General features: G+C 59.3%; 20 protein-coding genes. 6 read left to right on the top strand and 14 right to left on the bottom strand.

What is annotated here, in order from left to right; translation table 11 throughout:
• Positions 1-6: 6 nt before the first annotated feature.
• The 5 genes from J3362_RS04095 to J3362_RS04075 form a co-directional block, all read right to left on the bottom strand.
• Positions 7-1,155, bottom strand: a complete 1,149-nt coding sequence (locus J3362_RS04095; protein WP_349519245.1) for a class I SAM-dependent methyltransferase — start codon at positions 1,153-1,155, stop codon at positions 7-9.
• Between the two features lie 166 nt (positions 1,156-1,321).
• The gene (locus J3362_RS04090; RefSeq protein ID WP_349518242.1) at positions 1,322-2,368 is read right to left on the bottom strand and encodes a methyltransferase; all 1,047 of its coding nucleotides are present in this window, start codon (positions 2,366-2,368) and stop codon (positions 1,322-1,324) included.
• A 124-nt stretch (positions 2,369-2,492) separates the two neighbouring features.
• Positions 2,493-2,666, bottom strand: a complete 174-nt coding sequence (locus J3362_RS04085) for a hypothetical protein (RefSeq protein WP_349518241.1) — start codon at positions 2,664-2,666, stop codon at positions 2,493-2,495.
• A 120-nt stretch (positions 2,667-2,786) separates the two neighbouring features.
• Positions 2,787-3,470, bottom strand: a complete 684-nt coding sequence (gene can / locus J3362_RS04080; protein ID WP_349518240.1) for a carbonate dehydratase — start codon at positions 3,468-3,470, stop codon at positions 2,787-2,789.
• Between the two features lie 65 nt (positions 3,471-3,535).
• Entirely contained in the window at positions 3,536-8,422 is a 4,887-nt protein-coding gene (locus J3362_RS04075) for an NAD-glutamate dehydrogenase (protein WP_349518239.1), read from the bottom strand.
• A gap of 163 nt (positions 8,423-8,585) precedes the next feature.
• Here J3362_RS04075 and J3362_RS04070 point away from each other — a divergent pair, with 163 nt between their 5' ends.
• Genes J3362_RS04070 through J3362_RS04045 form a run of 6 tightly spaced genes read left to right on the top strand, consistent with a single transcriptional unit; the run spans position 8,586 to position 15,547 of the window.
• Positions 8,586-9,548 (top strand): AAA family ATPase, encoded by a 963-nt coding sequence (locus J3362_RS04070; protein WP_349518238.1) that lies wholly within the window; start codon positions 8,586-8,588, stop codon positions 9,546-9,548.
• Between the two features lie 37 nt (positions 9,549-9,585).
• Positions 9,586-10,527, top strand: a complete 942-nt coding sequence (locus J3362_RS04065; RefSeq protein WP_349518237.1) for a DUF58 domain-containing protein — start codon at positions 9,586-9,588, stop codon at positions 10,525-10,527.
• Positions 10,524-10,994, top strand: coding sequence for a DUF4381 domain-containing protein (locus J3362_RS04060; RefSeq protein WP_349518236.1), 471 nt, complete (start codon positions 10,524-10,526; stop codon positions 10,992-10,994). Before J3362_RS04065 ends, J3362_RS04060 begins: the two co-directional genes overlap by 4 nt.
• The gene (locus J3362_RS04055) at positions 10,988-12,016 is read left to right on the top strand and encodes a vWA domain-containing protein (RefSeq protein ID WP_349518235.1); all 1,029 of its coding nucleotides are present in this window, start codon (positions 10,988-10,990) and stop codon (positions 12,014-12,016) included. Before J3362_RS04060 ends, J3362_RS04055 begins: the two co-directional genes overlap by 7 nt.
• A complete protein-coding gene (locus J3362_RS04050) occupies positions 12,006-13,820 on the top strand; it encodes a vWA domain-containing protein (protein ID WP_349518234.1) in 1,815 nt (604 codons plus the stop codon). The genes J3362_RS04055 and J3362_RS04050 overlap by 11 nt, the downstream gene beginning before the upstream one ends.
• Entirely contained in the window at positions 13,814-15,547 is a 1,734-nt protein-coding gene (locus J3362_RS04045; RefSeq protein ID WP_349518233.1) for a BatD family protein, read from the top strand. Before J3362_RS04050 ends, J3362_RS04045 begins: the two co-directional genes overlap by 7 nt.
• 3 nt (positions 15,548-15,550) lie before the next feature.
• Here the strand turns inward: J3362_RS04045 and ccmI are convergent, their stop codons facing one another.
• From ccmI to ccmA, 9 genes are all read right to left on the bottom strand, one after another.
• The gene (gene ccmI / locus J3362_RS04040; RefSeq protein WP_349518232.1) at positions 15,551-16,819 is read right to left on the bottom strand and encodes a c-type cytochrome biogenesis protein CcmI; all 1,269 of its coding nucleotides are present in this window, start codon (positions 16,817-16,819) and stop codon (positions 15,551-15,553) included.
• Between the two features lie 68 nt (positions 16,820-16,887).
• Complete coding sequence (locus J3362_RS04035; protein ID WP_349518231.1) at positions 16,888-17,361, bottom strand: cytochrome c-type biogenesis protein; 474 nt, start codon at positions 17,359-17,361, stop codon at positions 16,888-16,890.
• Complete coding sequence (locus J3362_RS04030) at positions 17,361-17,897, bottom strand: DsbE family thiol:disulfide interchange protein (protein ID WP_349518230.1); 537 nt, start codon at positions 17,895-17,897, stop codon at positions 17,361-17,363. Before J3362_RS04030 ends, J3362_RS04035 begins: the two co-directional genes overlap by 1 nt.
• Positions 17,894-19,900 carry a heme lyase CcmF/NrfE family subunit gene (locus J3362_RS04025; RefSeq protein WP_349518229.1) on the bottom strand — a complete coding sequence of 669 codons (2,007 nt, stop codon included), beginning with the start codon at positions 19,898-19,900 and terminating at the stop codon, positions 17,894-17,896. Before J3362_RS04025 ends, J3362_RS04030 begins: the two co-directional genes overlap by 4 nt.
• Positions 19,901-19,937: 37 nt before the next feature.
• Complete coding sequence (gene ccmE, locus J3362_RS04020; protein WP_349518228.1) at positions 19,938-20,408, bottom strand: cytochrome c maturation protein CcmE; 471 nt, start codon at positions 20,406-20,408, stop codon at positions 19,938-19,940.
• A gap of 14 nt (positions 20,409-20,422) precedes the next feature.
• On the bottom strand, positions 20,423-20,662 hold the full coding sequence (gene ccmD / locus J3362_RS04015) for a heme exporter protein CcmD (RefSeq protein ID WP_349518227.1): 240 nt from the start codon (positions 20,660-20,662) through the stop codon (positions 20,423-20,425).
• Between the two features lie 3 nt (positions 20,663-20,665).
• Positions 20,666-21,409 carry a heme ABC transporter permease CcmC gene (gene ccmC, locus J3362_RS04010; protein WP_062782295.1) on the bottom strand — a complete coding sequence of 248 codons (744 nt, stop codon included), beginning with the start codon at positions 21,407-21,409 and terminating at the stop codon, positions 20,666-20,668.
• Between the two features lie 31 nt (positions 21,410-21,440).
• Positions 21,441-22,166 carry a heme exporter protein CcmB gene (gene ccmB / locus J3362_RS04005; protein WP_049784483.1) on the bottom strand — a complete coding sequence of 242 codons (726 nt, stop codon included), beginning with the start codon at positions 22,164-22,166 and terminating at the stop codon, positions 21,441-21,443.
• Positions 22,156-22,794, bottom strand: coding sequence for a cytochrome c biogenesis heme-transporting ATPase CcmA (gene ccmA / locus J3362_RS04000; protein ID WP_349518226.1), 639 nt, complete (start codon positions 22,792-22,794; stop codon positions 22,156-22,158). Before ccmA ends, ccmB begins: the two co-directional genes overlap by 11 nt.
• Positions 22,795-22,809 lie beyond the last annotated feature (15 nt).

Here is a 22,809-nt window from a genome sequence, read left to right as displayed (position 1 = left end):
GGTTATTCAGCGGTTGCCAGCCCGAAACACTACGAACTTGGGGCTGGCGTCCAGCTGCTGAACTGATGAAAAGTACCGGCGCAGGCTTCGGTGATAGCCAAGGTGGCGATTTCCTACCAGGAGCAGGCGACCGCCCGGCCTCAGGTGTTGCGACGCCTGCTCGAATAACCGAAGTGCGATGTGATCACCGACCACACCACCCTCGTGGAACGGCGGGTTCAGTAGGATCAGATCAAAGGCTCCCAGATCGGACTCAATACCGTCGCGATGGGAGAAAGCGGCTCTGGCATCCGGAAACGCTTTTTCAACGTTACGACGGGCACTGAGCACGGCCTGGCTTGAAACATCGCTGAAAACCAACTGCAGATCCCGTCGCTCCGACAGCGCCGCCAGGCCCAGTACGCCGTTGCCGCAGGCCAGATCAAGCACCGAATCGCCAGCTCTGGCCGTCGACACCTCGTTGGCTACATGTGGCAACATCAGGCGGGTGCCGATATCCAGCTTTTCACGGGCAAACACCGCCGGCAATGCCGCTATTTCCACATCACCTTCTCGGTCGCCCAATGGGTAGCCTTTCCAGGTCACTGACCAATCCGCCAGATTCGCAGTGCCCCTGGTACAACGAATCACCCGCGCTTTTTTTCGCGCCGGCAGCACCTGCTCTGTCTGCACAGCTTCGGCGAACACATCAACGCTTCTTGCCGGTAGATGCTTGATCATGCCGCCTGCCAGCAAAACGCCCGAGTCCGCCATCACGCGGTTGAGCCAGCGCAGCAACCAGGCCAGATAATCGGCCTGGCGGGGTATTCTCAATACCACAAGGTCAAACGGGCCCTCGGACGCATTAATCCAGCTGAAAACAGACTCAGGTGGAGTGACTTCCGGGTTCAAACAGGCATTGCTTGCCAGGGCTACGGGCAACACAGCACTGTCGGCCACCACGGTCGGCGAAACCGCTGACAGCCCCAGTGACAGGGCCCCGAACTGATCATCCACCACCAGAACCCGGGGCTCATTCAGGGCTGCCGCCGCGCCAATGGCTTCTTCCAGCAGAAGCTCGTCAGCCGCATCCCATGCCCTCAGCGTCGGATCATCAGTGCCCGGCCGGGCAAGAATCAGTGAGCCTCCGGAGAAATCGAGTTCGGCGGTTGTCATTTCGGGCATGCTGGGGGCCTTTTGTCACAAAAGCGCCATTCTAGGCTGTTTATTCTAGAAATTAACCCTAACGTGGAAGGTGTTCACGCTGAACATCCCTTTTTCCGGTTGGCTCCGTTGTTCTGGACGCGAACCTCTTGCCCCTCACCCCAGGGGCTTTTTTCGTTCAGGAACGCCAAAAAGCGCGATAAACGGTAAAACGCTGATTCTCCCGCAATCGTTCAACCGGGCCGATACAGCGCTTCATCAATGGCTCGTAGGGCAGAAAACTGTTCGCCACCAGGCGCACCTCACCACCCGGCGCCAGATGGCGCACCACTTCCCGAAGAAAACGCTCGGTCATCGACAGGTCTGTTCTGACACCGGAGTGAAAGGGTGGATTACTGAGAATAACCGGCCATGAACCCTCGACGCCCGGAAGGCCGTCCGAGGCCATGATCCGCCCGGAAACCCCGTTGCGCTCGTAAGTGGCCCGTGCACAAATAACGGCCTGGGACTGAACATCAATCCCGTCAATCGTTAACCCGGGAAGGCCCTGCCGCTCTTGCCAGCGATGGAGCCAGGCACCGAGGACACCCGCACCACAGGCAAAATCCAGAACCGGGCCAGACCGCAGAGGCGCCCCGTCCAGCGTTTCCATCAGTAAGCTGGTACCGTCGTCCAGCTCACCAAGACTGAAAATACCCGGCAATCCGGCAACGTCCAGATGAACCGACTGGCAGTCAATCCCGGTCCAGGTCATCCACTCCCGGAGCGAGAATTCTGGAAGAGGTTCGATATTCTCCGCACACCAGACCTGGCAATGCCGGGCGCTATCGGTCTTGGTAGCCTGCGGCGCCACGGCCTTGAGTTGTTTCACGGCCCCGGCAATGCCTTCTTTCTTCTCACCTACCAGCACCAGTCGAGCGCGGGGTGCTGCCAGCCAGCGTGCCAGGGCAAGACGCAGGTCAAGCTCCGCCCGGGCCTTGGGAAGAAAAACCACGAGTGTGTCAAAGGTACCGGCAGCCAGAGCAGGATCGTCGTAGCCAAAACAGATCTGCCAGCCGTCGCGCCCGCTGAGTGAGGCACACACGCCGGCATGCTCACTCATTGCCATACCGCCAGCGGGCAAATCCGTCAGCAGCTCACCCGCGGATACGCCCAAAAGGGCCAGCCTCCCCTGCACAAGGTGGCGGTTTCGCAACAGGACTTCATGGGAATTGGGCAATGACATTGATGGGCTTATCCCGAGTGGGTAGTTCAAAGACGGGATATGCTAACCGGAATGAGCCCTCGCGTCTCCCTTGAAAGACGGAGACCGGAGGGCTTTCAGAGGGCAAATACCATGGAATTCTTAATCACTTGTAACGGGCAACCGTTCCAACCCTCAGGGCGTCTTCCGGCGACATACCCCAGTCCTCAGGCTGCCCGGCATCAGACGATTTCCGTCCACGACCCCGTGATTCCGTGCTGGCCGTGGCGTCTTTCCTCTGGTTCAGAGCTGTCAGGGCTTTTTGCATCAATTCTTTCATGGTCACACTCCTCGCTTACTGCAAGATCTACTCTAGCAAACCAGGAGGTGACCAACTGTGATGACGCCGAGGGTCAGGAAGTGACGCCCTTCACGAATTTTTGACGCGATTTTACATTCTTCACTGCATGATTTTCTGACGCCCAGAGCGAACCGGCCTCTGAACCAGCTCATCGATGCTGTTCTGCCGCACCCGCTCACGATCTTCCTCGCAGGCTACCGACAACCCCATATCCCGCAGAACCCCATCCGAGACATCGTAGACAAAACCATGAACCGTGAGGGGCTGACCCCGCCGCCAGGCTTCCTGAACAATGCTGTTCTGGCAAACATGCCCCACCTGCTCAACCACGTTGAGTTCGCACAGACGGTCGACCCGATCCTGAACGCCCGGCAGGGCATCGAGTACTTGCTGATGCCGGTCACGGACATCCTGAACGTGTCGAAGCCAGTTGCTGATAAGTCCGAACCCTTCATTGAGCAATGCCGCCCTGACGCCGCCACAGCCATAGTGGCCAACCACCAGGACATGTTTGACCTTCAATACATCGATGGCGAACTGCAGTACCGACAGACAGTTAAAATCCGTGTGGACAACCACATTAGCCACGTTTCGGTGAACAAAAAGTTCCCCCGGCAGAAGATCGACGATCTGGTTGGCGGGCACGCGGCTGTCTGCGCAACCAATCCACAGGTATTCCGGTGCCTGCTGATTCGACAGGCGGGTAAAAAACTGCGGATCCTGGGCCTTGATACCGTCTGCCCAGGCCCGGTTTTTTTCCAGAAGATGGTCAAGCTGACCCATTATCCCACTCCGTTTGATGATTCCCGTCCGGCGATTGAACGGGAATACGCATCCCAAAGCAATACTCAGTTGGTCTGCAACTCCACCTCCGCGTGGGGTTGATGCATGGTACTCTGGGCCAGATCCAGCAACTCACGCAGCGCCACCGAGAACATGGCGTACTCTGGCTCCCGCACACCCTTGAGCTCGGAAAGCATGGATTTCCAGCGATCGATCATGTGCTGATGGCGGGAAAGCCACGCCTCCACGCAGGCCGGCACGTCGTCCGGCTTTCCTGCCAGCTTCAAGACACCGGTGGTTAGCGCCCGCTGCTGCCAGTCCAGGTCTTCCCGGAAACTCTCCCTCGCCAGGGCCTGCCAGTGCGAGGCAGGTTGCAGCGATGCAATGGCGCTCGCGAACCAGTTCAGATCAAGGCGGTCACCCAGCTCATAGTAGAGATTGGCCACGGTCTTCAGTGGCATGCCAGAGGCTTCGTGGGCCTCGATGATACCCAGAGAAGAGTACAAGTGACCGGTACCCGAAACCACGGACGCCAGCTCTGAGGGCAGCCCGGCATCCACCAGAGCCTGATGCCGTTTCTCCCAGGTGGTTTTCGCCTGGTCACCAAGATACTCGGGCAGCCCCGCTGTAATCGCCCAGACGCTGTCGGCAAAGCGTTCCATGTGGTGCTGAATGCTCAGCTCCGCCCGACGGTTGCGTAGCAGCCAGCGCACCGAACGGCGCATCAGGCGCATAAGATCCTGCATCAGCTCCATCTGTAGCTGGGCCGAAACATGGAAATCCAGGGCTTCAATCCTGTCCCACCAGTTATCAATGCGGAACACGTCACGGGCAATAATCCAGGCCAGAGCGATAGAGGCCGCATCGGCGCCCGTAGACTGGTTCAAACGCTCCACAAAGGTTATCCCCATGTGGTTGACCATGTCGTTGGCAATCTGTGTCGCGATGATTTCACGCCGCAGCTGATGCTCTCCCAGCTCCTTGGAGAATTTCTGGGTCAGATCCCTGGGAAACACCTTGTACATTTCGCCAGCCAGCAGGGGATCGTCAGGCAGGGTGCTGTCGATCAGGGTCTGCTTCAGGTCGCCCTTCACATAGGAAATGAGAACCGACAGTTCCGGCCGGGTCAGCCCTTTCTTGTCCAGCTTGCGCTCGGACAGGGTCTCGTCATCGGGCAGAAACTCCAGGGCACGGTTGAGCTTGCCCTCGCTCTCAAAGGTATTCATCAGCCGGCGATATTCCTCCAGCCGGGTCGCCGCATCCTCGCTGGCAATACTGATGGCCTGGGTCTGCCGGTAATTGTTCTTGAGCACCAACTCCGCGACATCATCGGTCATCTCCTCAAGCATGATGTTGCGCTGCTTGTTGGTGAGATCACCCATGGCAACGGCCCGGTTGAGCAGAATCTTCATGTTGACCTCATGGTCAGAACAATCCACACCGCCGGAGTTGTCGATAAAGTCAGTGTTCATGCGCCCACCCTTGAGCGCAAATTCAATGCGACCGAGCTGGGTAAGCCCAAGGTTGCCGCCCTCACCGACCACCTTGCAGCGAAGATCCGAACCGTTGATCCGCAGACCGTCGTTGGCCTTGTCGCCCACATCACTGTGGGATTCACTGGCGGCTTTCACATAGGTGCCAATACCACCGACCCAGAGCAGGTCGACCTGAGCCTTGAGAATGTGCGAGATCAGCATGTTTGGTGGCACCCGATCCGATTTGATACCCAGCAGTTTCTTCATTTCCGGGCTGACAGGGATAGATTTCGAATTCCGACTGAAAACCCCGCCCCCCTTGGAAATCAGCTTGCTGTCGTAATCAGTCCAGGCGGATCGCGGAAGCCCGAACAGACGCAGACGCTCCTTGTAGCTCTTCTCCGGATCCGGCGAAGGGTCAATAAAGATATGGACGTGGTTGAAAGCAGCCACCAGTTTGGTCTTCTCTGAGCACAACATACCATTGCCGAAGACATCACCACCCATATCACCAATGCCGATGGCGCTGAACTCATCCAGCGCAGGGTTGATGCCCATTTCCCGGAAATGCCGCTCTACGGAGACCCAGGCACCCCGGGCCGTTATGCCCATTTTCTTGTGGTCGTACCCATTGCTGCCGCCAGAGGCGAAGGCATCGCCCATCCAGAAGCCGTATTCCGCGGCCAGACCATTGGCGATGTCCGAGAAGGTAGCCGTGCCCTTGTCAGCCGCGACGACCAGGTAATGGTCGTCGTCGTCATGACGAATCACCCGTTCCGGCGGCGCAATGCCGGCATCCACCAGATTGTCGGTGATATCCAGCAACCCCCGGATAAAGGTTTTATAGGCTTCGATACCCTCGGCCTGGAAAGCCTCCCGGTCTGACGGATCCGGCAGGCGCTTGGCCACGAAGCCACCTTTGGCGCCGACCGGCACGATAACCGCATTCTTGACCTGCTGGGCCTTGACCAGCCCCAGAATCTCCGTGCGGTAATCCTCAAACCGGTCTGACCAGCGCAAGCCGCCTCTGGCGACCTTGCCACCCCGCAGGTGTACGCCTTCGACGCGCGGCGAGTACACGAAAATCTCGAACATCGGCATGGGCAATGGCATGTCCGGAATCCGGGATGGATCAAACTTCACGCTGATGTAGGGCTTGGGGCCACCGGACTCGCCATGCTGGTAGTAGTTGGTACGCAGAGTTGCCTGGATCAATTCCAGGTAGAGCCGAAGCACCCTGTCCTCACTGAGGTTCTCCACATTTTCGAGACCGGCATTGAATTCGATTTCCAGTTTCTGCTGGGCCGCCTGGCTTTTCCCGGGGCTCTGATAACGCTCCGGATTGAAACGTATCTCGAAGAATTCCAGCAGCAGGCGGGTCAGTTCAACGTGGTTAACCAGCGTGTTGGAGATAAAGGTCTGACTGTTGGAAAAACGTATCTGGCGCATATACCGGGCGTAAGTTCGCAGCAGCGCGATTTCCCGCCAGCTCATGTAGGAAGAGAGCAGCATCCGGTTGAAGGCGTCGTTTTCCGCTTCTCCGTACCACACCCGGCGGAACAGCTCCTCAAAGATCGGACGGATACGATGAATATCGACAACGGTCCCCTGGTGAGCCTGGAGCGTGAAGTCGTGAATCCAGACCGTTTTGTTGTGCCGGTCGATGACCTCGAAGGGGTGCTCGCCGATAACCCGAAAACCGAGGTTGTCGAAAATCGGCATCACATCGGAAAGCGGCAACGGTTCGTCCGGGTAGAAGAGTTTGAAATGCAGCGTGCTCTCATCTTCTTCCAGAGCCCGGTAGAAGCTCATGGCAAGGTCATGATTGTTCGCCGATGAAGCGATATGTTCCAGGTCGATCGCCGCTCGCCTGGGCGAGAACATATCGGTGTAGCTGGCCGGAAAACCGCCCGCCCACAAACGATAGAGCTCATTGCCCTGCTCTTCACCCCAGGCCTCGCTCAGGGCTTCGGAAAGCCCATCACGCCAGGACTGGGCAAGTTCGATAACCTTCTCGCGGATCTCCGCCGTGGGCAGTTGGCGGTTCTCGACCTGGGGTACCCGGATGGTGAACTGGACCCGCGCAAGGACCGACTCCGAAAAGTGGGTGACAAACTCGACGTCTTCCGCACCCAGCCGGTCAACCAGCACCTGTTCGACTTTCAGCCGCAGTTCCGTGTTGTAGATGTCCCTCGGAAAGAACGCCAGACAGGTAACGAACTGGCCATAGACGTCTTCCCGCAGGAATAATTCGATGCGACGCCGCTCCTGAATGTACAGAATGCTTTTCGCCACCTTGAGCAGTTCGTCCTGCTCGATCTGGAACAGCTCGTCCCGGGGATACACCGTAAGGATCTGCTCGAGTTCTTTACCGGCGTAATCGTCACGCAGAAACCCGGACCGCTTCATCACGCTCTGGAATTTACGGCGCAGCAGGGGAATCTCGTCTGGCCGCTCGTTATAGACGCGGGCGGTGTAAAGGCCCAGGAACCGCCGCTCACCGACCACCTCGCCTTTGCTGTTGAATTTCTTGACTGCGATGTAGTCCGGGTAGGCGGGCCGGTGCACCCGGGAGCGCTGGGCCGATTTGGCGAAGATGAAAATATCGTCGCTTCGGGTCATCTCGTGGCGCGTGCGCTGAGGCAGTTCGTTCAGGCGAACCCGATCCGGGCGTTCGTTATTGACCCGGAGGATACCCAGTTCGGAATTCTCTACCCGACGCACCACCATGCCACTCTTGTCCTTGGCAAAGTCGTACTCGTCGTAGCCGAGGAACGTAAAATGGTCCCGGGCGAGCCATTCCAGAAACGCCCTGGCCTCTTCTTTCTGTTCCTCATTGATGCCCGCCGTGGTGTTGTCCAGCTCACCAAGAATCTCGTTCACTTTCTCGGTAACTACCGGGAAGTCGCTGACAGCGATCCGCACCTCATGAAGCACGTTCTGCAGGGTATCTTCCAGATCACGTAGATCCTCGGGATTACTGTGCCGATCAATCTCGAGGACAATGAACGCCTCGTAGTCCGAGCCGGACGCTTTCTTTTTAGACGTATGCAGCTTCTCGAGTTTGCCGCCCTGGTCGCGGTTCACCTGCAGGATCGAGTGCTGGATAGAATGGGTACCGATTTCCCGGTGGTTGATCGCAATGCGCAGGGAATCAATCAGAAACGGAATGTTCGGGTGCAGGATAAAAACAACGGTATGGGTCGATTGCCAACCGTCACTCTCCAGGTCCGGGTTGAAAACAGCAACCGGAGTTTCTTCGGCTGAACGCTTCTGCAGGAACTGCCAGGCTGCCAGAACGGCGCCGTAGGTATCCGCAAATCGTCGACTGACCAGCTCTTCGAGGGGAATATGAGCATAATGCTGCTTGGCAAATTCGCTGATTTTCTTGGCTTCGGTTTTGGAAATCTTCTTTGCGAAAGCGTCAGCCAACTGTTCAAAGAATTGATCCTTGCTGGCCACTGTCAGCGCGTTCATGGTCGACCTCAGTTAGTGTGAAATAAACGTAATCGGCGTATCGTCACATAAGCATAGTCAAACCCTTGATTTTTGCCGGCCAGACGCCAAAACTTCGGCAACTACCTACGCACGATACGGGTTTCTCCGGAAAATCCTCAGATACAGAGAGCAGTCATTTCCAATGTCGCTACAGCATACGTTCGGTGAGTTACGGGAACAGTTAGCCAAACGGATAATCGGGCAGGAAAAACTGGTGGATCGTCTGCTGATCGCGCTCCTTGCCGACGGCCACCTGCTTGTAGAAGGCGCCCCCGGCCTGGCAAAAACCACGGCGATCAAGGCGCTTGCCGAGCATCTGGAAGGCGACTTCCACAGAATCCAGTTTACGCCGGACCTGCTGCCCTCCGACGTGACGGGCAGTGAAATCTACCGCCCGGAAACCGGGCAGTTCGAATTCCAGCGAGGCCCCATCTTTCACAACCTGGTGCTTGCGGACGAAATCAACCGTGCGCCTGCCAAGGTGCAGTCTGCCCTTCTCGAGGCCATGGGCGAACGCCAGATCAGCGTCGGGATGCGCACGTTTCCGCTGGACCGGCTGTTCCTGGTGATGGCCACCCAGAACCCCATCGAGCAGGAAGGTACCTACCCGCTGCCCGAAGCCCAGCTGGACCGTTTCCTGATGCATGTGGTTATCCACTACCCGTCGGCGGAAGCGGAGAAGGCCATTCTGCAACTGGCCCGGAACGATTATCGTCACGGCCTTCCGAAAACGGACCTCCGCCTGACGCCAGACCAGGTGTTTGACGCCCGCGCCGAAGTCGCGAACATCTACATGGCGGAACCCGTCGAGCAATATTTGTTGGCCCTGGTGCTGGCAACCCGCGACCCGGCGGCACTGGATCCGGAACTGGCCCGCTGGACAGCCTTCGGCGCCAGCCCCCGTGGCACCATAGCCCTGGACCGCTGCGCACGGGCGCTGGCCTGGCTGGATGGCCGGGATTACGTAACGCCCGACGATGTCCGAGCCATGGCCTTCGATGTGCTGAGACACCGCATCCTCCTCACGTTCGAAGCAGAGGCCGAAGGCATGACCGCTGACACGGTTATCGAACGGCTGATCGAACGCGTTCCGGTGAGCGCCTGAAGCCATCGACGGAAGCAATACACGGGAGCCGTCAGGCATGGGCAACACCGAAGCAATAACCCACATTGGCCTACCGGACCTTATCCGCCTGCAGGCAGATGCCCGGGCGCTGAAGCTGCCCTCGGCCCGCCCCGTGCGGACGCGCCAGGCCGGTTTGCAGCGTTCGCCCCAACGAGGCCGGGGCATGGCGTTTGCCGAGGTACGTCTGTACCAGCCCGGGGACGACATCCGCAGCATCGACTGGCGGGTAACGGCGCGGCGCCAGGAGCCCCATACCAAGCTTTATGAGGAGGAACGGGAACGGCCCGTTCTTCTTCTTTGCGATCTCGGCCCCAGCCTGTTTTTTGCCAGTACCGGCGCCTTCAAGCAGGTTCGTTGCGCACAGATCGCCTCCATTCTGGCCTGGCTGGCACTCTGGTCAGGCGATCAGGTAGGTGGCATTGTCTTCAACGGCGAGACCCTGAGCGTTCTTCGCCCGGCGCGGCGGAAGAAATCAGTGCTGCGGCTGCTGGACACTCTCGATGAACTGCAAAGAAGGGATAATCGCGGGCCGGAACAAAACGAGCCGTCCGACCAGAGCCGGCTGGACATGGCACTTACCGAAGCTCGGCGGGTCGCCCATACCGGCAGCCGGATTTTCGTGATCAGCGATTTCCTGGACATCTCGCAGGAGACGGGCACCCTGCTCGGCGCGCTCGCCCGCCATAACGGCGTCAGCGCCCTGAGGATCGTGGACCCACTGGAAAAAGAGCTGCCGAAAAGCGGACGCTTTGCGGTGGCCGGCCCGGACGGACCGGTGTGGTTCGATGCCGGAAACCCCCGGTTCCAGAGGGCCTGGCACGAGAAAGTCACCACCCATGAACACCGGCTGGCAGAGTGTTTCCGTACCTCCGGCGTTACTATGGCAGAAGTGTCCACGGCGAACGACCCCGCAGCGACCCTCAAACTGCTGCTGGGGCCCGGAGGCCGTATAGGATGAACCCGCAGGATCCACTCAGCCAGCTACGGGACATTCACCTGCCTGAAACCGGGGGCCTCTGGCCTCCTGCGCCAGGTTGGTGGGTCCTGGCCATTTTGCTCATTGCTGTGCTTGCTGCCCTGGTCTGGCTGTTTCTCCGGCGGAGACAAAGAAACCGGTGGTTCCGCTCCGCGCGGACCGAACTCGCCAGGCTGGAACGATCAGCAGCCACGACCCCCGCGTGGTTCGCACAACTGAACACCCTGCTGAAGCAGGCCGCCCGCGAGCGCTACCCGGAACAGCACCCGGAAGTGCTGACCGGCGATGCCTGGGTGGAATTCCTGTTAAAGACCGCCCCGAAGGACCGGGTTGCCTCCAGACCGGTTGCCGAAGCGCTGGTTCACAGTGCCTGGCGACCTGAGGTTTCAACCAAGCCGGCCGACGCCCTGGCGTTCGCCCGATTGTGGCTGGGAGGTCAGAAATGCTGAATCTCGCCTGGCCCTGGGCACTGGTTCTGGTGCTCTTGCCCCTGATTCTCAAATGGCGCAAGCCCGGAGCGCAATCGGTCGACGCGCCCGTGTTGCCCGTTGGCCACTGGCTGTCGGACCTGCCCGGTGTCAGTCGGCGTGGCAATGCCGTACCGCTCTGGCAGCAACTGTTGCTGTTCCTGATGTGGACGCTTCTGGTGGTTGCTCTGGCACGGCCGCAGCATGTGGGCGAGCAGGTCCAGATGCCCGTTTCCGGCCGGGATCTCATGCTGGTCGTCGACATCTCCCCCAGCATGGATGAGCAGGATATGGTCCTTCAGGGCCGGAGTATTAATCGATTGCAGGCGGTCAAGCGCGTGCTCGATGACTTTATCTCCCGCCGCCAGGGTGACCGGCTCGGTCTGATCCTGTTCGGCACCGAGCCCTACGTACAGGCTCCGCTCACCTTCGATCTGGAGACGGTCAGAACCCTGATGCGTGAGGCGGGCCTTGGCATGGCCGGGCGCGCCACGGCCATTGGCGACGCCGTGGGCCTGGCAACCAAACGCCTGAGAAACCGGCCCCAGGACCAGCGCGTTGTGGTCCTGCTGACTGATGGCGCCAATACTGCGGGCGAAATCACCCCAGACAAAGCTACCGAAATCGCCGCGGCCGCCAGCATTCGCCTGTACACCATTGGTATTGGCGCCGAGTCCATGGTGCAGCGTGGCCTGCTGGGTTCGCGCCGGGTCAACCCATCCAGGGATCTGGACGAAAACCTGCTGACCCGCATGGCCCAGCAGACCGGCGGTGAGTATTTCCGGGCGCGCAGCCTGCCCGAGCTGGAGCTTATCTACGAGAGCATTGATCGACTGGAACCGATCGAGCTTGAAGGCAAGTTCTATCGGCCGGTAACCGAGCTCTATGTCTGGCCTGCCGGGCTCGCGATCATTATGTGGCTGGCGTTGTTCCTCGTCCGCCACGGGCGGGAACTTGTTGCTGAAACCCGCCGGAGCAAGGAGGAGGAAACGCATGTGGGCTGACTTCCATTTCCTGCGCCCGCTCTGGCTGCTGTTAATCCTGCTGATACCGTTGATGTATCTTGCATTCCGGCAACTCCGCATGGGCGACAGCGGGTGGTCCCGGCTTATTCCGGCCCGCCTGCTCTCGCCCCTGATTAGTCACAACGGCAGCGCGGGCCAATCAAACAAGTCACCACTCGTTCCGGCCTCTTTGGCCCTGATCATTCTGTCCCTGGCCCTGGCCGGGCCGGCCTGGCGGGAGGCACCGACACCGCTGAAACAACCCGGCGACAGCCTCGTGATCGCTCTGGACCTTTCACTTTCCATGCTGGCAACGGACGTGGAGCCTGATCGCCTGACCCGGGCCAAACGGAAAATCCGGGATATTCTCGATCTTCGGGAAGGCAGCCTGACCGGCCTGCTCGTCTTTTCCGGCGATGCCCACGTGGTGACACCGCTGACCGATGATGGCCGCACCATTGAGGGCATGCTCAACGTGCTGGACCCGTTGATCATGCCGGCGACAGGCAACCGGGCCGATCTCGCCGTTGCCCGCGCAAAGGCATTGCTGGAACAAGGCGCACCGGGCGAAGGTCGCATCCTGTTAATCACGGACAGCATCAACGACGACTACGAAGGAACTATCCGGGACACGCTTTCCGGCACTGGATTCGCGCTGAATACCCTGGTCGTCGGCACCGAGAACGGTGGCCCCATTCCCCTGGCCCGCCGCGGTTTCATACGGGAGAACGGCGACATTGTCATCAGTCGCGCCGACCCGGAAGCGCTGGCGGCACTGGCCAGCAGCACCGGCGGCCAGAGCCATGAGCTGACCCTGGACGATACCGACATTGAAGCGCTCGACCTGAGCCCGCGGGACAGTGACGACTGGCAGGATTCCGAGGACGGCCTGACGGTCAATCGCTGGCAGGATGACGGCTACTGGTTGCTCTGGCTCGCGCTGCCGCTGGTTTTGATGGGGTGGCGCCGGGGGGCTCTCAGTGCGCTTGCTTTGATCCTGTTGCCGGTCTGGCCGCAGCCGGCAGCCGCCATAAGCTGGGAAGAGCTCTGGCAGAGGGAAGATCAGCGAGCTCCCGCCTTGATTCAGGACAACCCGGAATCAGCCGCCCGCCAGCTTGAAGACCCGGAATGGCGGGGCTCCGCGCTCTACCGTTCAGGCAAGTTCGAGAACGCCGCCGAAGCGTTTTCCCGCAAGCAGGGCCCCCGGGCCAGTTATAACCGGGGCAATGCCCTGGCCCGTGCCGGAAAACTGGAAGAGGCCCTGGCTGCCTATGATGCGGCGCTGAACGCAGCGCCCGACATGGAAGACGCCCTTCACAACCGGAAAATTGTCGAGGAACTTCTGAATCAGAAACAGCAGAACCAGAACGGCAACCAGGATAACAACCTACAGGATTCCCGGGACTCCCAGGGCGACGGCAGTAATCAGCAACAAAACCGTCAGGACCAGAACGGAAACAGTGACAGCGAGAATCCCGGCAGTCCGGGGAACAGTCAGCAGCAAAACCCGGAAAACAGCGAGTCTTCTTCGGACACGGAGAATCAGCAAGGCAGCCAGACGGCTGAACAGAATCAACAGCGGGCGGGCGAGCACGCAGATCCCGAGCAGGCTTCCGGGGAGCAGGAAACCCGGTCCGGCCAGTCCCAGGCTCCAGCCCCTATCTCTGAAACGCCGCTGACCCAGAGCCAGGAGCAGTGGCTCAGGCGGATCCCCGACAATCCGGGCGGATTATTGCAGCGCAAATTTCTGCAGCAGTATCAACAACGCCAGACTCCATCCGATGAGGGCGATACACCATGGTAAAACGGCTGATGATACCCGCCGTCTGTCTGTTTCTTCTGACGGCACTCTGGCTGCCGGCCCAGGCACAAACCCATACACAGGCCCGACAACTGACAGTCGAGCCGGACCGGACCCGTCTCTATGAGGGTGAGGTTCTTACCCTGACCGTAAAAGGCAGCATGGAGATCGACATCAATCTCGGCAACCTGTTCGACTTCGACATGTCGAGCCTGCCCAAGCCTGATATCGAGAAAGTGGAACCCGATTTTGAAATCCTGGCTCAGAACCAGCAGTACAGTATCCGCACCGTAAACAGTCAGATGGTGGGCGAAATCACCTGGACCTACCAGCTGGCACCGAAAACCACCGGCGAACTGACCATCCCTGCACTCACCTTCAAGGATGCTGTTTCGGAGCCGGTTAACGTGGAAGTCGTCGACGGCTCGCCGCCGGACCAGGCCGCGCCTGGACGAGACAGTTTTATCGAGCTGTCTGCCGACAAGGATGAAGTCTATGTACAGGAGCAGTTGATCCTGACAGTGCGGCTTTTCTTCAGGGGCAACCTGATTCGGGGCGAGCTGTCTGAGCCCACTCATCCCCATGTGATTATCGAATCCCTGGGCAGGCAGCAGGAATTTTCGCGCTATCGCGACGGTGTGCGATACCGCGTGGTGGAGCGGCGTTACGCGATATTTCCCCAACGGCCCGGAACCTTGAAGCTGCCCCCCGTGCACTTCGAGGGACAGGCCAGAGATGCCTCCGGCAGCCTCCGTTTTCTGAGGGACAGTGAGGAGCTTTTTGAGGTGCCGGTCAAGGATGTCCCGGCCCAGTTCAGTGGCGATACCTGGCTGCCGGCAACCGGCTTGTCGCTTGAGGAGTCCGGGCTTCCTCCGTCACTGGAAGTCGCGACCGGCGAAAACATTACCCGAGAGATCAGGCTGACGGCGGCGGGCTTGCCCGGGGAGGCGCTGCCACCCTTACCCGATACGGTCCCGGACGGACTGAGAAGTTACCCGGAAGAGCCAGAGAGGCAGACCGAAACAACGCCGGCAGGCCTGACCTCTTCGCTGAAGCAATCCGTGGCTCTGGTACCGGTTGAGGCGGGAAAGATGACGTTGCCAGCCACTCGCATTTACTGGTGGGATACCGAAGCGGATCGGGAACGTGTTGCCGTCATTCCGGAGAAAACCCTGACGGTGACAGACCCGAATGCCTCCGCCGAACCGCCGCAACCCGTCAATGGAGAACCGGCCCCTGAACCGGACACGGTCAGCCCGGAATCATCGACTGATCGGACAGCACCGGACTCCCGGCTGTGGCAGTGGCTCACCCTGGCGTTCGGGATACTCTGGGCCGGAACCTTGATGGCATGGTGGTGGTCGCGCAAAAGCGGTAAGAACGCGCCCGACTTTGCTCAGCACAATGACGATGAAGATGACGCCTTCGACCACCTGATCACGGCCGTGAGAAGCGGTTCAGCACGGACACCGGAGCTGCTGGTGGCATGGGCCAATCGCCACAGACCCGGCAAACATTTCCGTTCCGCGTCTGACGTTGTGCACCACTTTCAGGACGAGACCATGGCAACAGAGCTCGGGAAGCTCCAGGCCCGGTTTTTTGCGCCAGACCATGGCAACGAAAACTGGGATGGGCGGCCCCTGGCTCGGACTCTTGAGGCCATTCGGATGCGAAAACAGACGCGGGCAAATGCCGATCTGCCTCCGCTTTATCCCGAGGGCTTGTCATGAGGATCAGTCAATCAGTTGCTGATCGATCACAACGGCTACCGGCGCTTCCTGGCTTTCGTTAACGGCTACAGGAACGTCGGTGCTGCCCTGCCAGTCTCCTGCCTGGGCGGCCACATTGCCGGAACGACTGAGACGGGCGGTTACAACCACCTCGTCAACACTGGAAATGGTAGCCTGGGGTGACATGGCGTAACGGTCGTCCAGCCGGATCTCCACCGGCAACTGGTCTGCCGTCAGCCGCGCTACTGCCAGAGGCGGACCCTGCTGGACATTGGGCTGGCGGGCAAACAGGAACAGCGTGGTATCCGCAGGCACCTGGTTCTGGAAGTCCTCGGCAAGCGTTACCCGAACCGTAACCCCAGCACCGGAGGTTTCGGCTGCGGCCACCTGTGCCGGTGGTTCCTCGCCGAGACGGGTGTAGGCTTCACGAATACCTTCCCGAATGGAGCCAATCTGGGGGTGGTCGGGTGCTACGGTCTCGATTCGCTCCCAGTACTCGATGGCTTCCCGATAATTCTGCAGGCTGAAGGCGTTGATCCCCAGCAACCCGAGGGCATTCACTTCATCCGGGTTCAGCTCACGGGCCTGTTCAATGGCCGCCGTAACCTCTTTCGTCATGGCGCCCTGGCTACCGAAGAACAGCGCCTGGGCAGACAGACCGTAAGCAACGGCTCGCGCCCGGCTATCGTCATTTACACTGTCGGCCAATTGCCGGAATGCCCAGGCTGCATCGTCGTAGCGCTCCAGACGCATGTAGGTGCGCCCCAGCATTGCCCAGCCGTCCGGGTTATCCGGGCTGGCTTCGAGCCGCTCCCGGAGCTGCCCTGAAAGCTCGGTCATCTGGGCCTGCCTCGATCCTTCGGTAGTTCCCATTTCCTGCATGGTAATGAACTGTTCAACCCGATCCATCGCGCCCCAGCGCTCATACAGGTAAACGGTGGCAGCCGGGATCAGTAAAATCGATACCAGGGCCACTGTCATGGCACTCCTGCGGCCACTGATCACGGGCTTCACCTGATCCTGCTCCGGAACGTCATCGAGCATGCTTCCTGCAAGCTCTTCCTTGAGTTGCCGGTAATTTTCGTTGTCCAGAATACCGGCCTCGTATTCGTTGTCGAGCTCTTTCATCCTGGAGCGATAGGCCATCAGATTCTGGTTTTTCAGGTCCGTCTGTTTCCTCGCGCCGAGCCGATGGAAAAAGACCGGGTACAAGACAAATAACAGGGCAAGAACAATCAGTACCGTTGCGGCAATCCAGAAAGTGTCAGTCATGGAGTTTCAGTCACAGGTTCAGAATTAAGAATGAGGTAGCGGCCAGGCCATGCCGGAAAGTGCCGGCTTCAGGATGATCTGTCCTGCTCTGCCAGCATTTTGTCGACACGGGCTTTCTCTTCAGTGCTCAACGCCGGGCCTGACGGCCCCGCTCGCCGGGAACGGATCACCACACCGGCAACCACCAGAAACCCGCCGAACACCGCGATCGCAGGTGTCGCCCAGAGCAGGAATGTCCGGCTGTCCAGCTCGGGTTTGTAGCGAACAAACTCACCAAACCTGCCAACGAGAGACTCAACGATTTCCTCGTTACTGGACCCGTCTTTCATCATCCGGTATACGACATCCCGCATATCCTTCGATATAGGCGCATTGGAATCGGCAATGTTCTGGTTCTGGCATTTCGGGCAGCGCAGTTCCGAAATCAGGTTCTGGTAACGCTGCTCCTCGGCCCGATCCTCAAAATCGTATACGTCAGAGACGTCGGCTGCAGCGATTCCGGCAAACAGAAGCGCAAAACCCAGGCAGAGGATCCGGAGCATCAGCCATTCCCCCGAACGTCATTGATGACCGGGAGCAACTTCTCCTCCCAGACCGTTTCATTGACGACACCCACGTGGCGATAGCGGACGACGCCGCCGGCGTCAATCACGAAGGTCTCCGGTGCTCCGTATACCCCCAGATCGAACCCGAGCGTGCCGCGGGGATCATAAATGGTCTTGCGGTAGGGATTGCCCAGGCGGTCAAGCCAGACCAGCGCATCCTCACGGTTATCCTTGTAATTGAGACCGATGATATTGACGCCTTTGTCTTCGGCCAACCAAACCAGGTCGGCGTGCTCATCCTTACAGGCGGGACACCAGGTTCCCCACACATTCAACAGGCTGACCTGGCCGCGGAAAAGGCTCTGGTCCAGCATGGTCTCCGGGTTGTGCAGGTCCTTCAGGCTGAATGCCGGCACTGGTTTGCCGACCAGCACCGACTCCAGTTTGGTGGGGTCCTTGCCAATACCCGCGAACAGCACCACACCCACTACAAGGGCGATCAGCAGCGGCAGAAAGAGCAGGAACCGCTTCATGAGGTTGCTCCGGCAGACGTGGCAGCGCCAGGCTCGGGCACCGCAGGTCCGGCCTGCAACTTCTCGTCGGCGCCCTCCCGGATTCGATACCGGCGATCCGAGATAGCCAGGAAGCCTCCAGCCGCCATAAACAGGGAGCCCAGCCATAGCCAGCGTACAAGTGGCTTGTATTGCAGGCGAATGGCCCAGGCATCGTCGGTGAGGCGTTCACCAATGGCCACAAAGATGTCCCGGAATAGGCCGGCGTCGATATCAGCCTCGGTCATAACGCTCATACCGACTGAATACTGGCGCTTTTCAGGATGGAGCACGGAAACCCGCTCGCCATCCAGCATGACATCAAAGGTGCCGTATTGAGCGGTAAAGTTGGGGCCCTGACGCGCTCCGATGTCCTTGAACACGAACTGATAATCACCGACTGTAGCGACATCACCGGGCACCATGCGGACATCCCGCTCGATACCGTAGTTCGAAACCACCGTTGCGCCGGCCATAGTAATAGCCAGGCCAAGATGCCCGAGCACCATGCCGAAATAGCTGCGGGACTGGCGCTTGAGCCCATGGATGCGGCCTTTCCGGGAAGAGGACTTGTCCCAGAGATCCCAGAAAGTGGCAACCGTTACCCACATGGCGGAGAAAATGCCCAGGAACGCCCAGGGCTTGAAGCCGCCGTAACCGATCATGACGGCCGTGGTGGCGACTATGCTGATTGCCAGGGGCCAGAGCAGCTTTCGCGCCAGCCAGCCACCATCGGTTTTCTTCCAGCGGGAGAAGATGCCGACCCCCAACAACAGGCCCGTCGCCACCGCCAAAGGACTGAACGTCAGGTTGAAGAACGGTTCACCGATCGACAGCTTGCCCAGATCTAGGTAATCAAGGACCAACGGATACAAGGTACCGACGGCAACCAGAAGCGTCGCTGAAACCAGGAGCACGTTATTGAGCAGCAGAAAAACTTCCCGCGATAGCGAGCCGTAGCGGGAGCGGACATGCACAACAGGCGCCCGGAATGCGTAGAGCGCGAGACTTGCGATCACTGTTACTGCAAGCAGGCCCAGCAGGAAAGTGCCCCGCTCCGGATCAGAGGCAAAGGCGTGAACCGAAGTCAGCACCCCGGATCGAACGAGGAAGGTGCCAAGCAGGCTGAGAGCAAATGTGACAATCGCCAGCAGCACTGTCCAGCTCTTGAACACGCCGCGTTTCTCTGTCACCGCCAGCGAATGCATCAACGCAGTACCGGACAGCCACGGCAACAGAGAGGCATTCTCCACCGGATCCCAGAACCACCAGCCACCCCAGCCGAGCTCGTAGTAGGCCCACCAGCTTCCGAGCGCGATGCCAAGGGAGAGAAACGCCCAGGCAACCGTGGTCCACGGGCGTGACCAACGGGCCCAGGCAGCGTCAAGCCGGCCATTGATCAGGGCAGCGATGGCAAAAGCGAACGCCACCGCAAAACCGACATACCCCATGTAGAGCATCGGCGGATGAACAATCAGCCCGAAATCCTGCAGCAGCGGGTTAAGATCCGCGCCATCGGCAGGCACATTGGGCAGCAGCCGGTCGAATGGGTTCGAGGTGAGAACAATAAACAGCAGGAAGCCCACACAGACCATACCCAATACCGAGAGCACCTGGGAGATCATCACCGCAGGCAGGCGGCGGCTGAACACAGCGACCGCCAGTGTCCAGCCAGCCAGCATCAGTATCCAGAGCAGCAGTGAGCCCTCGTGACCGCCCCAGACCGCACTGAACTTGTAATACCAGGGCAGCAGGCTGTTGCTGTTATTGGCAACATAGGCCACGGAAAAGTCGTCGGTCACGAACGCGTGGGTCAGAACTGCGAAAGCAAGACCGATGAAAACAAACATGCCGGACGCCAGCGGCCTGGCAAATGCCTGAAGATTGTCCCTGCCGGTCAGGGAACCGGCTAGGGGTACTACGGAAAGGAGCACTGCCAACAACAGCGCGAGTATCAGTGCAAGCTGTCCGAGTTCGGGATACATCAAAGGCCTCCAGAAACCAGGCTGTTAGATAAAACGGTTAGTAGGATACGGTTTCCGCGCTGCCACTGGCCTTTTGCTGGCCTTTCGCGGCCTTCTCCAGTGCATCCGCAACTTCCGGTGGCATATAGTTTTCATCGTGCTTGGCCAAAACCTGATCGGCCACAAAACGACCGTTATTGTCCAGTCTGCCCATGGCAACCACACCCTGCCCTTCGGCAAACAGGTCCGGAAGGATACCGGTGTACTGGATCGGCACGGACGCGTTGAAGTCGGTCACCTTGAACTCAACCATCAGGCTGTCCGGATCACGGAGGACAGATCCCTCCTCGACCATGCCACCAGCCCGGATTCTGACATCCACCGGCGCCTCGCCTGCGGAAATCTGGGTGGGGTCGTAGAACAGATTAATGTTCTGGCGCAACGCATAGGTCGTAAGACCCACAGCAATGCCCAGTCCCACCAGGAGGAACAGGACGATTGTCAGTCGCTTTTTTCGGATTGGATGCATCAGCTATCTGCCTTTCAGTCTTGGGAAACCTTGACGCGGGTGAAGGACGCTGCCGAAGCCGATGCAGCCTGCTGGTCTTTCCGCCCGGCCTGGAACTCGTAACCTCGACGGCAGGCATCAATGGCCGCTTTGCGACGGCGCAGGGACCAGACCATAAGGCCAATCATCAGCAGGAAAAATGCAGCGTAACAGGACCACACGTAGGGCCCGTGCCCTTCCATCACCATAAATGCCGAAAAGGAATCAAACGCCATACTTCAGACCCTCCCGGCCAACACGTAATCTTTAACCCAGCGCGTTCTCTGTTCGCGTAACAGAATCTCTGTCTGCATACGCAGACAGGCGAGCCAGCCAAACAGCAGATAAAGTCCCAGCACGGACAGGAGCAACGGCACCCACATTTCTGCCGGCATGGACGGCTTCTCCGTCAGTTTGAACGTCGACGGCTGGTGTAGCGTATTCCACCATTCAACGGAGTACTGGATAATTGGTATATTTACCACCCCGACCAGCACAAGCACCGCTACCGCCCGTGCCGCAGATTTTTCATCATTGATAGCCCTGTCCAGGGCAATTACGCCGCCATACAGGAACAGCAGGATCAGCATTGACGTCAGACGGGCATCCCACACCCACCAGGTTCCCCAGGTAGGCTTACCCCAGACAGCGCCGGTAAACAGGGAAAGAAAGGTGAGTACCAGGCCCACGGGCGCAACCGACTTCACGAACACATCGGCCAGTTTCATGCGCCAGACCAGAGTGACAACACCTGCCACAGCCATCATCACGTAAACCGACTGGGCGAGAAAGGCCGTTGGCACATGGATAAAAATAATCCGGTAGCTATTACCCTGAAGGTAATCTTTCGGCGCAAAGGCCAGCCCCCATACAATGCCCGCCATCAACAGCAGGATACCGCCCGCCAGGAGCCAGGGCATCAGCCGGGCCGCAATCCCGAAGAACCATTTGGGAGAACCCAGCTTGTGAAAAAATTGCCACATCAGATGGTCACCGTTCTACCGTTACCTTGTTTTACCCGTTAGACAGGCTGATACGCAGCGCCGCTGCCGATGCGAAGGGCGCCAGGGTCAGTGCCAGTACCAGGAATGCCCCCATCAAGGCGACATACGCACCCACAGGCGCGCCCTCAGCAGCCGAAGCCACCGTGCCCGTTCCAAAGATCAGGACGGGAATGTACAGCGGAATGATCAGCAGGGACAAGAGTACGCCCGCTGACCGTAATCCAAGTGTCAGTGCCGCGCCGATTGACCCGATCAGGCTCAACACCGGTGTACCGATCAGCAGCGTTAGACACAAAACTCCGATGGAGTTCCCGTCAAGATGAACCATTACGCCCAGAACCGGTGTCAGTACCACCAGCGGCAGGCCTGTTAATACCCAATGCGCCGCCGTTTTTGCCAATACCAGCAGAAACAGGGGCTGGGGCTGCAGCACCAGTTGCTCGAGCGTGCCGTCATCAAAATCGTGGCGAAACAGATGGTCCAGTGACAACAACACCGACAGCAAAGCCGCCACCCAGAGGATACCGGCTCCGGCCTCCCGCAGGAATGACACTTCCGGGCTAACCCCCAGAGGAAAAAGGGTTACGACCATGACAAAGAACAGGAGCGGATTGAGCAGATCCTGCCGCTGCCGGAAGGCCACCTTCATATCCCGGGCGAACACAGCTTGCATCGCCGCCAGCGCTCCGACGGCATCCCGCTGCAAACTCAGCGTCGGCCGGCAATCAGCATTCATTGATCGCACCTCCACCCAGAACAATACGCTCCATACCGGGTAAATTGAGGTCATGGTGGGTTGTTAAGACCACGGCACCTCCCTCCCGGGCTCGCTGTTGAAGCAGTTCTTCAATGGCACTGACGCCGCCCGAATCAATGGCCGTAAAGACTTCATCCAGGAGCCAGAGCGGCTCATCGGCGATCAACAGACGCGCCAGGGCCACCCGTCTCTGCTGACCTGCGGAGAGATTCCTGCAGGGCACATCCTGAAACCCGGTCAACCCGGTACCGTCAAGCGCCTCGCGCAGAACTGGATCCGGCAGCGGCCGACGACCTGCGGTCAGTGCCCGGAGGTTTTCCAGGGGCGTCAGCAATGGTTTGATGCCAGGCCGGTGGCCAAGATACAGGGTATTGCGGAGGAATGCTTCCCGCTGGGCAGACCTGGGCTTGCCGCACCAGAGCAGGTTGCCGGACCAGGCATCGTTCAGACCGGCCAGCATCCGCAGCAGAGTCGTCTTGCCGGAGCCGTTCGGGCCCTCGACACGGGTGACCGTACCGGGCAGTATGGAGAACGACAGGTCTCGGAACAGGATCCGTTCATCCCGTTCGCACTGCAGATCGACAGCCTGTAACAACGGCTCAGACATCAGGGCCCCGTAACC

Source organism: Marinobacter sp. NFXS11 (genome assembly GCF_040148675.1).
Lineage (GTDB): Bacteria > Pseudomonadota > Gammaproteobacteria > Pseudomonadales > Oleiphilaceae > Marinobacter.
Note: the sequence above shows the minus strand (reverse complement) of the source record. Positions and strands in the feature narration are given on the sequence as shown.

What these genes read in the sequence shown, in the direction of transcription:
- J3362_RS04095 (WP_349519245.1), bottom strand. Translation starts at nt 1,155, where the DNA reads ATGACAACCGCCGAACTCGATTTCTCCGGAGGCTCACTGATTCTTGCC.
- J3362_RS04090 (WP_349518242.1), bottom strand. Translation starts at nt 2,368, where the DNA reads ATGTCATTGCCCAATTCCCATGAAGTCCTGTTGCGAAACCGCCACCTT.
- J3362_RS04085 (WP_349518241.1), bottom strand. Translation starts at nt 2,666, where the DNA reads ATGAAAGAATTGATGCAAAAAGCCCTGACAGCTCTGAACCAGAGGAAA.
- can (WP_349518240.1), bottom strand. Translation starts at nt 3,470, where the DNA reads ATGGGTCAGCTTGACCATCTTCTGGAAAAAAACCGGGCCTGGGCAGAC.
- J3362_RS04075 (WP_349518239.1), bottom strand. Translation starts at nt 8,422, where the DNA reads ATGAACGCGCTGACAGTGGCCAGCAAGGATCAATTCTTTGAACAGTTG.
- J3362_RS04070 (WP_349518238.1), top strand. Translation starts at nt 8,586, where the DNA reads ATGTCGCTACAGCATACGTTCGGTGAGTTACGGGAACAGTTAGCCAAA.
- J3362_RS04065 (WP_349518237.1), top strand. Translation starts at nt 9,586, where the DNA reads ATGGGCAACACCGAAGCAATAACCCACATTGGCCTACCGGACCTTATC.
- J3362_RS04060 (WP_349518236.1), top strand. Translation starts at nt 10,524, where the DNA reads ATGAACCCGCAGGATCCACTCAGCCAGCTACGGGACATTCACCTGCCT.
- J3362_RS04055 (WP_349518235.1), top strand. Translation starts at nt 10,988, where the DNA reads ATGCTGAATCTCGCCTGGCCCTGGGCACTGGTTCTGGTGCTCTTGCCC.
- J3362_RS04050 (WP_349518234.1), top strand. Translation starts at nt 12,006, where the DNA reads ATGTGGGCTGACTTCCATTTCCTGCGCCCGCTCTGGCTGCTGTTAATC.
- J3362_RS04045 (WP_349518233.1), top strand. Translation starts at nt 13,814, where the DNA reads ATGGTAAAACGGCTGATGATACCCGCCGTCTGTCTGTTTCTTCTGACG.
- ccmI (WP_349518232.1), bottom strand. Translation starts at nt 16,819, where the DNA reads ATGACTGACACTTTCTGGATTGCCGCAACGGTACTGATTGTTCTTGCC.
- J3362_RS04035 (WP_349518231.1), bottom strand. Translation starts at nt 17,361, where the DNA reads ATGCTCCGGATCCTCTGCCTGGGTTTTGCGCTTCTGTTTGCCGGAATC.
- J3362_RS04030 (WP_349518230.1), bottom strand. Translation starts at nt 17,897, where the DNA reads ATGAAGCGGTTCCTGCTCTTTCTGCCGCTGCTGATCGCCCTTGTAGTG.
- J3362_RS04025 (WP_349518229.1), bottom strand. Translation starts at nt 19,900, where the DNA reads ATGTATCCCGAACTCGGACAGCTTGCACTGATACTCGCGCTGTTGTTG.
- ccmE (WP_349518228.1), bottom strand. Translation starts at nt 20,408, where the DNA reads ATGCATCCAATCCGAAAAAAGCGACTGACAATCGTCCTGTTCCTCCTG.
- ccmD (WP_349518227.1), bottom strand. Translation starts at nt 20,662, where the DNA reads ATGGCGTTTGATTCCTTTTCGGCATTTATGGTGATGGAAGGGCACGGG.
- ccmC (WP_062782295.1), bottom strand. Translation starts at nt 21,409, where the DNA reads ATGTGGCAATTTTTTCACAAGCTGGGTTCTCCCAAATGGTTCTTCGGG.
- ccmB (WP_049784483.1), bottom strand. Translation starts at nt 22,166, where the DNA reads ATGAATGCTGATTGCCGGCCGACGCTGAGTTTGCAGCGGGATGCCGTC.
- ccmA (WP_349518226.1), bottom strand. Translation starts at nt 22,794, where the DNA reads ATGTCTGAGCCGTTGTTACAGGCTGTCGATCTGCAGTGCGAACGGGAT.